Here is an 11,257-nt window from a genome sequence, read left to right on the forward strand (position 1 = left end):
GTGGGGGGGTGTTTTTTTTTTATACCACAATTTATATTTTGTTTTGGGGGGGTGGTTTTTTTTTAAAACACCCTGGCAAACCACCACACGGGGGGGGGCGGGCGGGGGTTTCCCCCCGCCCGCCCCTCCTCGTGCGCCTACGCGCTGCCCCGTTCCGTCGGTCGGTTCCCTCGGTTCCTCTCGACTCCCCCCTCGGCTAGCGGCCGTTGACGCGCGCCTCGCGGGCCACGTCCATCGGCTTCAGCGACATCGCCGCGGTCCTGGCGCGCCGGCTGATCCGGGCCTGCACGTCCCGCACCTGGGCCAGCAGCCGACGGCTGTGCAGGGTCATCTCCAGCTCGAACCGGCTGCGCGGGTCCCGCAGCACCGGGCCGAAGAGCTTCTCCAACTGCCGCAACCGGTAGTGGACGGTCTGCGGGTGCACCTTGAGGGTCTTGGCCGCCTCCGGCGCGCCGCCGCCCTCGAGCCAGGCCAGCAGCGTCGTCTCCAGGCGAGCGCTCTGCGCCGGCTTCAGCGCCTCCAGCGGCCGCAGCCAGCGGGCCGAGAGCGCGCGCACCAGGGACTCGTCCTGGAGCAGCAGCAGCGCGGGCAGGTGGTCCTCGACGAACAGCAGTTGGGCCTCGGGCGCCAGGTCCACGAGCCGCCGCGCCCAGCGCAGCGAGGAGCGGGCCTCGCCCAGCGGCACCACGTGGCCCACGGCGGCCGCCCGGCCGCGCGGCAGGGCGCGGCGCAGCAGCGGGCGGGCCTCGGGGTCCGGGTCCGGGAGCAGGGCGCAGGGCCTGCCGTCGGTGATGCCGATCAACGGATCGCCCAACGCGTCGGTGGCCAGTTGGAGTTCACCGGGCGAGCCGAGCACCACGGCCTGCACTCCGGCGGGCAGCGGCCAGGCGGCGCGCCGGGCGAGCGGGGCGAGCGAGGCCAGGGCCTCCTCGGAGAGCGGCGAGCCGGCGGTGAGCGCGGCGAACAGCTCCTGGCGGGCCCGCTCGCGGGTCAGCGAGCCGTACTCGCCGTCTCCGTCGTCGTGGTTCTCGGGCTCCGGCCGGCTGAGCGCCCCGCGCAGGGCCGACTCGACCTCGGACCGCAGCTCCGCGCGGCGGCGCCGCTCGGGCAGCGCCGACATGGCGGACACGCGGTCGACCAGCGCCTCGACCACCTCGTCGGCCAGGGCGGGGACTTCCCTGGGGCTTAACCAGACGTGGTCCAGAAGGGCACGCATCTCGCATCTCCTTCGCGTCGGGTGTGGACCCGACAGATCGCGGGCATTGCGTCAGTAGAACGCCGGAAGAACACCGCACAAGGTACTTTCAAAAAACCTTCCATCGCGTTTTCCGGGACGTCTTCGCAATTTCTTAAGTCGCCTTTAAGGGCCCTTTCAGGTTCCCTTGAATTACCGGATCGACGACAGCAGGACGGGCATTTTCATTGCCCTTGCCGCAGGTGGCGGCCGGACGCGCAGAAATTTATCACGACCGGATAAGCGCGCAATCCCGTGCGCTGGAATTCGACATGCTGCGGTCACGGCGCTTGTTCCGGAGGTTTGCTTCGATGACCACCTACCCACCCCCAGAGATCAGGGCGGCATCCCGCCGTCAGGGGTCTCACCGAGCCGCGGCGAAATCGCCGCAGCGTGCGCTCCGCGGCCAGGTCCGCGGCCCGGTCCAGGCCCCGGGCCGCGGACCCGTCGGCGGAGCGCGCCGGGTCAGGAGCGACGACCGGGGGCCACGGCTGATCGCGGCCTACGTGGCCGGCGCCCTCATGGTGGTGCTGCTCGCGGCGGCCAACGCCGGGGTCTTCGGTCACCTCTGGTACTTCCTCGACTGGGGAGCCGGGGTGGCGGCCCTGGTGTCGCTGAGCGGCACCGTCCTGTGGGGCGTGGCGGCCACCGACCGGATCGTGCTGGCGCCGGGCCACCGGCTGCTGGCCCAGGGCGTGCACCGTGGCTTAGCCGTCGCGGGGCTCACCTTCCTGGCCCTGCACATCTGGGTGAAGATCGCCAACGAACGGGTCACGCCCTCCATGGCCTTCGTCCCGTTCACCGACGACAGACGCCCGGTGCTGGTCGGCCTCGGCACCCTGGCCGCCTACCTGTTCCTGGTGACCGCCGTCTCGGGCGCCGTGCGCAGCGCGTTCGCCACGCCGCGCAAGGCCCGCTGGTGGCGCGCCATCCACATGAGCGCCTACCTGGCCTGGGGCGCCTCGATGGTGCACGGCCTCAAGGCGGGCCGGCCCGTGAGCGGTTCCTGGGTCACCATCGCCTACTTCGCCGCCGTCATCGGGGTGGCCGTCGTGCTGGCCCACCGGATCGTCGTCCGAAGGAGGCTCGTCAATGAGCGTCCCTAAGCGCCCCGCGCTCGCCGTGGTGGGCCAGCCGCGCCTGCTGGCCGGCCTCGACGTCACCACCCGCCTGGACCGTGTCGCGCATCTCACGGTTCACGGCCCGCTGCCCCGGCTGCGCCTGGAGGAGGTGATCGCGCTGGCCGAGAACATCGACCTGCGTGGCCGGGGCGGGGCGGGCTTCCCGTTCGCCAGGAAGCTGAAGGGCGTCGTCGAGGCCGCCGGACGGCGCGGCATGGCCCCCAACGTGGTGATCAACGGCAGCGAGGGCGAGCCGAGTTGCCTCAAGGACAAGGAGTTGCTGCTGCGCACCCCGCACCTGGTGCTGGAGGGCGCGCTGCTGGCCGCCGAGGCGCTGGGCGCCGACCGGGTCGCGATCGGCGTCACCCGCTCCGACGTGGAGAAGTCGGTGCGGGAGGCCGTGGCCGAGATGCCGCCCGGGACCCGGCCCATCGAGGTGACCTACCTGCCCGAGCGGTTCGTCACCGGCGAGGCGTCCGCGCTGACCCGGGGCATCGAGGGGCTGCGGGCCCTGCCTGCCGGACGCAAGGTGCGTTCGACGGAGAGCGGCCTGGCCGGGGCACCGACGTTGTTCTCCAACACCGAGACGTTCACGCAGCTCTCGGTGGCGGCCAGGATCGGCGCCCTGACCTACCGGGACACGGGCCTGCCGAACGAGCCGGGCACCGTGCTGCTGAGCGTGGCCGGCCGGTTCGTGGTCGAGGCCCCGGTCGGCACGCCGCTACGCGACGTGCTGTGGCTGTGCGGCATCACCGACCCGGGGCAGGGCGTGCTGATCGGTGGCTACCACGGCCGCTTCATCGACGCCGACGCGGCCAAGGAGACCACCCTGGACCGCGACGCCCTCAAGCGGTACGACGCGGTGCTGGCCGCCGGCGCGGTGATGCCCGTGCCGCACGAGACGTGCCCGGTGGGCGAGACCGTGAAGGTCGCCCGCTGGATGGCCGACCAGTCGGCCAACCAGTGCGGACCCTGCGCGCTGGGGCTGCCGTCGATCGCCGAGGCGCTCAGCCGGGCCGCCAACGGCGGCGGTCTCAACGCGCTCGACGCGGTGCGCGACCGGGTGCTCGCGGTCCGCAAGCGCGGCGCGTGCAGCCACCCGGACGGCACCGCCAACTTCGTGAACTCCGCGCTGAACTCGTTCCTCACGGAGTTCACCGACCACGCCGTCGGCCGCGGTTGCGGCCGACCCACCATCGGCTCGCTCGCCGTGCCGCCGGAGCCGATCGCGCTGCCGGCGGCCACGGAGGGCGGCCCCAAGCTGCTCGTCGACTGGACGCTCTGCCGCGGTCACGGGCTCTGCGCCGACGTGGTCCCCGAGGTCGTCCGGCTCGGCCCGGACGGCTACCCCGACAGCGCCACCTACAACCTCCCGGCGGACTCGAGGAACCAGGCCGTACGCGCCATCCGCCGCTGCCCCGAACTGGCCCTCCGACTGGCCAACTGACCATCCCCCACCCCGATTTCAAGGAGCGATCATGACAACCCAGCTCACCCGCCAGCGCCTTCCGCACCGCTCCGCGCTGACCGTGGCGGCGGTGGCCAGCCTCTTTCTGACCGTCGCCTGTGCCGGATCCGACGGGGACGGCACCACGACCATCGAGAACGCGGCCAACGACGCCGGAGCGTCCACCGACAACGGCTACGACTACGGCGACGGCTACGGCAGCGACACCGGCGCGGCGACACAACTGGGCGAACCCGCAGGCCAGTTGACCCTGGCCGACGACTCGGAGCTGGGGGAGGTGGTGACCGACTCGGAGGGCTTCACGCTCTACCGCTTCGAGAACGACACCGCCGACCCGCCCACCTCCAACTGCGAGGGCGACTGCCTCGTGGCCTGGCCCGCGGTCCCCGCCGAGGACGCCTCGGCGACCGCCGGCATCGACCCCGACCTGCTGGGTGAGGTCGAACGCTCGGACGGCAGCCTGCAGTTGACCCTCAACGGCTGGCCGGTCTACCGCTACGCGGAGGACACCGCGCCGGGCGACATCAACGGCCACGGCGTCGGCGGCGTCTGGAACGCCCTGGCCCCGAGCGGCGCCCCGGCCGGCTCCGACGCCGCCGAGGGCGGTGGCGGCGAGGCCGGCGGCGCGGAGTTCGACGCGCTGAACATCGTGGACGACCCGGAGCTCGGCGAGATCGTCTCCGACTCCGAGGGCCGGACCCTCTACCGCTTCGACAACGACACCGCCTGGCCGATGTCCACCGGGTGCGAGGACGCCTGCCTCGACACCTGGATCCCGGCCGAGTTCATCGAGCCCGAGGTCGCCGAGGAACTGGGCTTCGACCCCGAGCTGATCATCCCCTTCGAGCGCCCCGACGGCACCATCCAGCTGACCATCGACTGCTGGCCGCTGTACTACTTCACCGGCGACCAGGAGCCGGGCGACACCACGGGCCACGGCGCCCAGGGCCTCTGGTGGGCCGTCACCCCCGAGGGCGGCAAGGCCGCCGCCTGACCACCCCCTGATCCGCCACCCCCCACACCCCCACACCCCCCACAACCGCAAGCCACTTCCGTCCCCCCACAGGCCGCCCGGGGCACCCTCCCCGCCCCGGGCGGCACCCCCCTGTCAGCCCTTGCCCGGCAGCGGGGTGAGCACCCTGGTGCCCGCGGTCTCCCGGTAGATCATCGAGCTGCGGAAGCCGATCACCTCGCGGCGCGCGCTGAACCGGTCCATCAGGAACGCGTGCAGGTGCTCGATGTCCGGCACCGCCACATGCACCACGAAGTCGTCGTCCCCCGAGACCACGTACACCGAGAGCACCTCGGGCAGCCGGGACAGATAGCTCTCGAAGCCGGTGATCACCTCCCGGCTCAACGGCCGCAGCCGCGCGAACACCAGCGCCTGGAGCGAGCGGCCGAGCGCGCGCGGTTCGACGGCCGCGTGGTAGCCGGTGATCACCCCGCGGGCCCGCAGCGCCCGCACCCGCTCCAGGCAGGTCGAGGGCGCGACGCCCACCAGGCGGGCCAGCTCCCGGTTGGTCAGCCGCGCGTCGCGCTGGAGATGGGTGAGGATCGCCGAATCAATGTCGTCCATGGCCGCCATTCTGCCGCCGGTTCCGAACGTCGTTCGGTCTCCGGCCGACGATCCCGTATCCGGGGCTAGATTCGCTCCCGTCCCGCCGGATACCGGAGAGGAACCCCGCCGCCATGACGCTCGCCGTCCCGCCCCCGTCGGCCCCCGCCCACCCACCAGTGGTTGACCACTACGACCGGCTGCTCGCCGAGCACTACACGTGGATGCTGGGCGGCGACCTGGCGGCGCTCGCCGCCACCCAGCGGTCGTTCCTCGCCGACCTCGGACTGGCCCCCGGGCCGGTCGGCACCGTCGCCGTCGACCTCGGCTGCGGCCCCGGGCACAGCAGCCTCGCGCTGGCCGGGCTCGGCTACGACCCGGTGTTCGCCGTCGACCTCAGCGCCCCGCTGCTCGCCGAGCTGGCCGAGCACACGGCCGGGACCCCGGAGATCCGTCCCGTCAGGTCGGACCTGCGCACCGCGCCGCGCGAGCTGGTGCGGCCGGGCTCGGCCGGCGCCGTCCTGTGCCTCGGCGACACCCTGACCCACCTGCCGACCCGGGGCGACGTGGCCGCGCTGCTCGGCGACATCGCCGGCGCTCTGGCCCCCGGCGGCCGCGCCGTCCTCTCCTACCGCGACCTGACCGTGCCGCTCACCGGCACCGACCGCTTCCTGCCGGTCCGCGCCACCGAGGACCGGATCATGACGTGCTTCCTGGAGTACCCGGACGACTTCGACGACTACACGGTCGTGGTGCACGACCTGGTCCACAGCCGCCGTCCAGGTCCGGACGGCGAGTGGACGCTGCGCACCGGCAGCTACCGCAAGCTGCGTCTTGCCCACCACTGGGTGCTCGACCAGTGCCGCACGGCAGGACTGCGGGTGGTGCGCGACGAGACGGGCCCCGGTGGCGGCGCGATGCGGACCGTGGTCCTGGAGCGGTGACGCGCCCGTTTGGCACCGGTTCGCCCGAAGTGTGAGGCTTGAAGGGCAGGCACATCACAGCACGCCGCGTGACGCGCGCGCCCAGGGAGGTGGCCTCATGACCGACGGAACAGGCGGGACAGGCGGGACCTACGGGACGGAGACCCGGATCGAGGATCTCGAACGGCGGGTGGAGACCCTGACGGACGCCCTGCGCACGGTGATCGACGGCCTGGCCGACGACCCGCCGCGGGAGGTGCGGGACAGCCCGGCCGCCAGGGGAGCCAGGCTCGCCAGGGAGGTGCTGCTCGCCGGTGGCCGCTGAGGCCCGGCTGGCGCTGGCCGGGGACACGATGCTGGGCCGTGGCGTGGCCGAGGAGATCGGCCACCACGGCACGGGGACGCTGTTCGCCGACGGGCTGCGGGCCGAGCTGGCCACCGCCGACGCGGTGCTGCTCAACCTGGAGTGCTGCGTGTCGAGCCGGGGCAGCCGGATCCGGATCCCCGGCAAGCCGTTCTTCTTCCGGGCCCCGCCCGAGGCGGCCGAGGCGCTGGCCGGGCTCGGCGTGCGCGCTGTCACCCTGGCCAACAACCACGCGCTCGACTACGGCCCCGAGGCGCTCCTCGACACCCTGGACCACCTGGCCGCGGCCGGGATCCTGACGGTGGGGGCCGGCCCCGACGAGCCGGCGGCGCGGGCGCCGGCCGTGCTGACCGTGGGCGGGCTGCGGATCGGGCTGCTCGGCGTCACCGACCACCCGGCGGAGTACGCGGCGGGACCGGGACGGCCCGGCGTCGCCTACGCCGAGCTGCGCGCGGGCATCCCCCACTGGCTCACCGAGACGATCGGCGCACTGCGCCACCACGTGGACGCGGTGCTTGTCCTCGTCCACTGGGGCCCCAACATGGTGACGGAGCCGGTCCCGCACGTCCGGCGCGCGGCGCCCCGGCTGCTCGCCGCCGGGGCCTCCCTGGTGGTGGGCCACTCGGCCCACGTCTTCCACGGCCTGACCCGCCGTGTCCTGTTCGACCTGGGCGACTTCGTCGACGACTACGCCGTGGACCCGGTGCTCCACAACGACCGGGGCGTCGTCGTCTTCACCACCCTCGGCCCGGAGGGGCCGCTCCGCACCGAGGCGCTGCCCATCGCGCTCGACTACGCCCAGACCCGCCCGGCCGAGCCGGCCGGGCGGGAGTGGGAGTGGGTGGCGAACCGGCTGACGGCGGCCAGCGCCGACCTCGGCACGACCGGCCTGCGGCGCCAGGGGACCCGGCTGGTCGTCGACTGGTCGGCGGACGGCTGAACGGCGGCGCCGGTCAGGCCGCCACCGCCACGGCCTGGATGGCCGGGGCGCGCAGGGTCCGGCGGGCCGTGAGCAGGCTGGTCAGCAGCGTTACCGCGACCGCCACCGCGGCGGTGCCCAGCCAGATCAGCATCGCCTCGCCCGGCATCGTCGCCTCCGCCCTGACCTGGGAGAAGGCGAAGGCGCCGGCGAACCCGGCCACGGTCCCGAAGAACAGCCCGATCAGGGCGAGCAGCGCGCTCTCGGTGGCGACCATCGTCAGCACCTGCCGCGGCGTGGCGCCCGCAAGACGCTGCCGGCCGAACTCCTGGCGGCGGTAGGAGGTCGCCGCGTACAGGCTGTTGACCAGCATGACGCAGCAGAAGGCCGCGATGATGCCGACGACCACCAGGTTCAGCGTCTCCACGTTCCTGTCCTCGGCGGTCCTGGTGATGCCGGCCGCTTCGAGCGCGTCGCTCTCGATCACCTGGATGCACACCGTGGCGATGGTGATGCCGGTGAAGAGGACGAGCGTCATCAGCACCCCGGCGAGGCTGGCGGCCCGCTGCCGGGTGTTGTGCACGGCGAGGTAGCCGCCGGCGCCGGTCAGCGCCGCTATCGGCCGGCCGAACCAGCGCAGCAGCGTCCGCAGCAGCCCGGACGAGAGCGCGGCGAAGCCGACGGACAGCATGATCGCCCCGTAGGCGGGGGCCGCCATCAGCGAGGGCTCCGCCGGGTCCATGGCCCAGGTGGCGGAGACGCCGCCCACGCCACCGAGCAGCGCCAGCACGCCGCCCACGGTGCGCAGCCCGGCCCGTGGCGCCCGGCCCCCGGCCGCCGCTTTGGCGGCACGCCGCACCGCGAGGAACGCGGCGCCGACCGAGGCGAGCAGGGTGACGCCGAAGCCCGCGGACAGGGCGATCGGCCCGAAGGCGTACTCCACGCCGGGGGCCACCTGGTCGGTCTCCTGGAACATGTCGAGCAGCAGCCGGCCGCCCAGCATCGCCGGCGCGACGGCCAGCACCGTGCCGAGCAGCGCCACCAGCAGCGCCTCGCCCGTGATCATCCGCTTCACCTGCGCCGGGGTGGCGCCGGTCTGCCTCAGCAGGGTGATCTCCGCCGCGCGCTGGCGCACGTTCACCGTCAGCGTGGAGGCGATGGCGAAGAAGACCAGCAGGGTGCCGTAGCCGCCGACCACGGCGCCGCTCAGGCTCAGCGTCTCGGCGCTGGTGTCGTCGATCCCGTCGGCGGCCGCCGTGTCGTGCATCGAGTTGAAGGCCATGCTGATGGCCGCGCCGAGGAACGCGGCGAGCAGGGTGCCGAGGAACCGCCCCGGGCGCTGCCGGACGGACCGCGCCGCCAACTGTGTGATCACCATGTCCGTCAGACCCCCGCAGCCACGACGTCGCCCAGGTGCGCGAGGCGCTCCGCCACCGCGTCCGCGGTGGGCGCGGTCATCGAGCCGGCCAGCCGGCCGTCCGCGAGGAACACCACCGAGTCCGCGTAGGAGGCGGCGACCGGGTCGTGCGTCACCATCACGACCGTCCTGCCGTGCGCGACGACCACCTCCCGCAGCAGTTCCAGGACCTCGCGGGCGCTGCGGGTGTCCAGCGCGCCGGTCGGCTCGTCGGCGAAGATCACGCTGGGCTCGGCGACCAGCGCCCGGGCGATGGCCACCCGCTGCCGCTGCCCGCCGGACAGCTGGTCGGGGCGGTGGCCGAGCCGGTCGGCCAGGCCCACCTGCGCCAGGATCCCGCGCGCCCGCTCCCGGTTGACCCGGCGGCCGGCGAGGCGCAGGGGCAGCGTGGTGTTCTGCAGGACGGTGAGGGTGGGCAGCAGGTTGTACTGCTGGAAGACGAAGCCGATCCGGTTCCGCCGGAACTTCGTCAGCTCGGCCTCGCTGCCGCCCGCCAGCTCGGCGCCGTCGACCACCACCAGGCCCCGGTCCGGCCGGTCGAGCCCGGCCGCGCACTGGAGCAGCGTGGACTTCCCGGAGCCCGAGGGCCCCATGACCGCCGTGAAGCTGCCGGTCGGCAGGGACAGCGACACGTCGTCCAGCGCGGTCACGGCGCTCTCCGCGTCCCCGTAGACCTTGGTGACCCCGACCAGCCGCAGCGCCTCCGCGCTCCGCGCGGGCCCCGGCCCGCCACTACGACGAAACATCTCGACTTCCCTTTCCCCGTGAGCCTCGTGAACCCCGTGGGCTCCGCTCCGCGACGCCCGCTGCGCCACGTCAACGAACCTACGGACGGCGCGGCGCCGCCACATTGGCCTCACGACCCGAACCGGGGGTGGTCCTAGGTACACCTCCCCCCGAGCGCGCGGCCCGCAGCGGGCCGGCCGCCAGGCCGGCCAGACCCGCGAGGAGCCCGGCCCCGGCGCTGGCCCCGGTGGCCGCCGCGGCCCCCACCGCGTCGGCCAGCGCCCCGAGCAGGTTGTGCGCGATCACCAGCGCCAGGCTCTGCACCAGGCCCAACACCGCCTGGATCCGGGACAGATGGGTGTCCGGGGTGGCCCCCATGACCAGCGGCGCTATGTGCGCGGCGAACGCCCCCGCGCCCGCCCCGGCCACCACCCCGCAGGCCACGGCGGCTCCCACGACGGGCGCCCCGGCCATCCCGGCCGTGCCGGCCGCCGCCACCACGAGCCCGAGTGCCGCCCCCGTGCCCGTGCGCCGCAGCGGCCCCCACCGCGACACGGCCAGCGACACCGCGATCATGCCGAGCGCCTCGGCGCCTGCCACCAGACCCGCCGCCCCGGCGCCCCAGCCGCGCTCCCGCACCAGCAGCGGCGTCAGCAACGACACCACCGGCAGCAGCACCCCGGCCGCCGCCATGGTCAACAGCAGCGCGGACCGCAGCAGTCGGTCCCGCGCCGCGAGCCGCACCCCCTCCACGGCCCCGGCGAGCACCCCGCCCTCCCCCGCCGCCCGCGCGACGTCGAACGCCGGCCGCACGCACAGCAGCACCACGAGCACCAGCGCGAAGCTCACCGCGTCCGCCAGCGCCACCGCCGTCACCCCGGCCGCCGCCACCAGCACCGCCCCCAACGGCGCCCCGAGGAGCTGCGCGGCCTGGGTGCCCGCCTGGGTCATGGCCAGCGCCCGCGGCAGCTGCTCCCGCCCCACCAACAGCCGCGGCATGGCCCCGGCGGCCGGCAGGTAGAACGCGTCGACCGCCCCGATGACGGCCGCCGCCGCTACCAGCAGCCAGGCCGGCGTGCCCAACCGGTGGCTCGCCACCGCCAGCGCCAGGGTCGCGGCCAGCATCACCGCGTCCCCCACCACCATCACCCGCCGCGGCCCGAGCCGGTCCGCCAACGCCCCGCCCACCAGCAGCAGCACCGTCCGCGGCAGGGTGACCGCCGTCAGCACCAACGCCGCCGTCCGCCCGCCGTGCTCGCTGGCCGCCCACCCCAACCCGAAGAACAGCGCGGCGCCCCCGAGCAGGGACACCCGCGTCCCGGCCAACCAGACGAGGAACGCCCTCGGCATCGTGCCCTGCTTCCCTGCTCTCTCCATGTGACGCACCGTAACGGCCGCCACTGACATTGATGGTGATACTCGGGTTCCGGTGGTTGTGGCTCTGCCACTGACTGACGCCCTGCTGGGTTGTCTTCGTGTTGTTCTGTCCGGCTGCCGGGACCTGTTCTCATGGCTCCGGCCGGGCGGAAC

The 11,257-nt window shown here is 73.9% G+C and carries 11 protein-coding genes; 6 read left to right on the forward strand and 5 right to left on the reverse strand.

From position 1 onward, the window contains the following. Positions 1–196 precede the first annotated feature (196 nt). Positions 197–1,216, reverse strand: a complete 1,020-nt coding sequence (locus tag ACFWI8_RS35200) for a PucR family transcriptional regulator (protein WP_387100024.1) — start codon at positions 1,214–1,216, stop codon at positions 197–199. A 524-nt stretch (positions 1,217–1,740) separates the two neighbouring features. Between ACFWI8_RS35200 and ACFWI8_RS35205 the strand changes: the two genes are divergently transcribed. Genes ACFWI8_RS35205 through ACFWI8_RS35215 form a run of 3 tightly spaced genes read left to right on the forward strand, consistent with a single transcriptional unit; the run spans position 1,741 to position 4,817 of the window. Further along, positions 1,741–2,340 (forward strand): hypothetical protein, encoded by a 600-nt coding sequence (locus ACFWI8_RS35205; protein WP_387100027.1) that lies wholly within the window; start codon positions 1,741–1,743, stop codon positions 2,338–2,340. Continuing rightward, entirely contained in the window at positions 2,327–3,802 is a 1,476-nt protein-coding gene (locus ACFWI8_RS35210) for an NADH-ubiquinone oxidoreductase-F iron-sulfur binding region domain-containing protein (RefSeq protein WP_387100030.1), read from the forward strand. Before ACFWI8_RS35205 ends, ACFWI8_RS35210 begins: the two co-directional genes overlap by 14 nt. Positions 3,803–3,833: 31 nt before the next feature. Next, positions 3,834–4,817 carry an SCO0930 family lipoprotein gene (locus ACFWI8_RS35215; RefSeq protein WP_387100033.1) on the forward strand — a complete coding sequence of 328 codons (984 nt, stop codon included), beginning with the start codon at positions 3,834–3,836 and terminating at the stop codon, positions 4,815–4,817. Between the two features lie 114 nt (positions 4,818–4,931). Here ACFWI8_RS35215 and ACFWI8_RS35220 read toward each other — a convergent pair whose 3' ends face one another. Next, a complete protein-coding gene (locus ACFWI8_RS35220; protein ID WP_311596841.1) occupies positions 4,932–5,399 on the reverse strand; it encodes an Lrp/AsnC family transcriptional regulator in 468 nt (155 codons plus the stop codon). A 113-nt stretch (positions 5,400–5,512) separates the two neighbouring features. Here ACFWI8_RS35220 and ACFWI8_RS35225 point away from each other — a divergent pair, with 113 nt between their 5' ends. The 3 genes from ACFWI8_RS35225 (at position 5,513) to ACFWI8_RS35235 (ending at position 7,605) form a co-directional block, all read left to right on the forward strand. Next, positions 5,513–6,322 carry a class I SAM-dependent methyltransferase gene (locus tag ACFWI8_RS35225; protein ID WP_387100037.1) on the forward strand — a complete coding sequence of 270 codons (810 nt, stop codon included), beginning with the start codon at positions 5,513–5,515 and terminating at the stop codon, positions 6,320–6,322. A 97-nt stretch (positions 6,323–6,419) separates the two neighbouring features. Continuing rightward, positions 6,420–6,626 carry a hypothetical protein gene (locus tag ACFWI8_RS35230; RefSeq protein WP_387100040.1) on the forward strand — a complete coding sequence of 69 codons (207 nt, stop codon included), beginning with the start codon at positions 6,420–6,422 and terminating at the stop codon, positions 6,624–6,626. After that, the gene (locus ACFWI8_RS35235) at positions 6,616–7,605 is read left to right on the forward strand and encodes a CapA family protein (protein WP_387100043.1); all 990 of its coding nucleotides are present in this window, start codon (positions 6,616–6,618) and stop codon (positions 7,603–7,605) included. Before ACFWI8_RS35230 ends, ACFWI8_RS35235 begins: the two co-directional genes overlap by 11 nt. A gap of 13 nt (positions 7,606–7,618) precedes the next feature. On the opposite strand, the gene ACFWI8_RS35240 is transcribed toward ACFWI8_RS35235, so the two are convergent. The 3 genes from ACFWI8_RS35240 to ACFWI8_RS35250 form a co-directional block, all read right to left on the reverse strand. Then, entirely contained in the window at positions 7,619–8,956 is a 1,338-nt protein-coding gene (locus tag ACFWI8_RS35240; RefSeq protein ID WP_387100049.1) for an FtsX-like permease family protein, read from the reverse strand. Between the two features lie 11 nt (positions 8,957–8,967). After that, complete coding sequence (locus ACFWI8_RS35245; protein ID WP_311596849.1) at positions 8,968–9,747, reverse strand: ABC transporter ATP-binding protein; 780 nt, start codon at positions 9,745–9,747, stop codon at positions 8,968–8,970. A 79-nt stretch (positions 9,748–9,826) separates the two neighbouring features. Then, on the reverse strand, positions 9,827–11,104 hold the full coding sequence (locus ACFWI8_RS35250) for an MFS transporter (RefSeq protein ID WP_387100046.1): 1,278 nt from the start codon (positions 11,102–11,104) through the stop codon (positions 9,827–9,829). Positions 11,105–11,257 lie beyond the last annotated feature (153 nt).

Origin of the sequence: Streptomyces sp. NPDC127098 (assembly GCF_042722465.1) — a bacterium.
GTDB lineage: Bacteria > Actinomycetota > Actinomycetes > Streptomycetales > Streptomycetaceae > Streptomyces > Streptomyces millisiae.

Excerpts from the sequence above, each read along its gene's own strand:
- ACFWI8_RS35230 (WP_387100040.1), top strand. The coding sequence starts at position 6,420 with ATGACCGACGGAACAGGCGGGACAGGCGGGACCTACGGGACGGAGACC.
- ACFWI8_RS35215 (WP_387100033.1), top strand. The coding sequence starts at position 3,834 with ATGACAACCCAGCTCACCCGCCAGCGCCTTCCGCACCGCTCCGCGCTG.
- ACFWI8_RS35250 (WP_387100046.1), bottom strand. The coding sequence starts at position 11,104 with ATGGAGAGAGCAGGGAAGCAGGGCACGATGCCGAGGGCGTTCCTCGTC.
- ACFWI8_RS35210 (WP_387100030.1), top strand. The coding sequence starts at position 2,327 with ATGAGCGTCCCTAAGCGCCCCGCGCTCGCCGTGGTGGGCCAGCCGCGC.
- ACFWI8_RS35245 (WP_311596849.1), bottom strand. The coding sequence starts at position 9,747 with ATGTTTCGTCGTAGTGGCGGGCCGGGGCCCGCGCGGAGCGCGGAGGCG.
- ACFWI8_RS35225 (WP_387100037.1), top strand. The coding sequence starts at position 5,513 with ATGACGCTCGCCGTCCCGCCCCCGTCGGCCCCCGCCCACCCACCAGTG.
- ACFWI8_RS35220 (WP_311596841.1), bottom strand. The coding sequence starts at position 5,399 with ATGGACGACATTGATTCGGCGATCCTCACCCATCTCCAGCGCGACGCG.
- ACFWI8_RS35200 (WP_387100024.1), bottom strand. The coding sequence starts at position 1,216 with ATGCGTGCCCTTCTGGACCACGTCTGGTTAAGCCCCAGGGAAGTCCCC.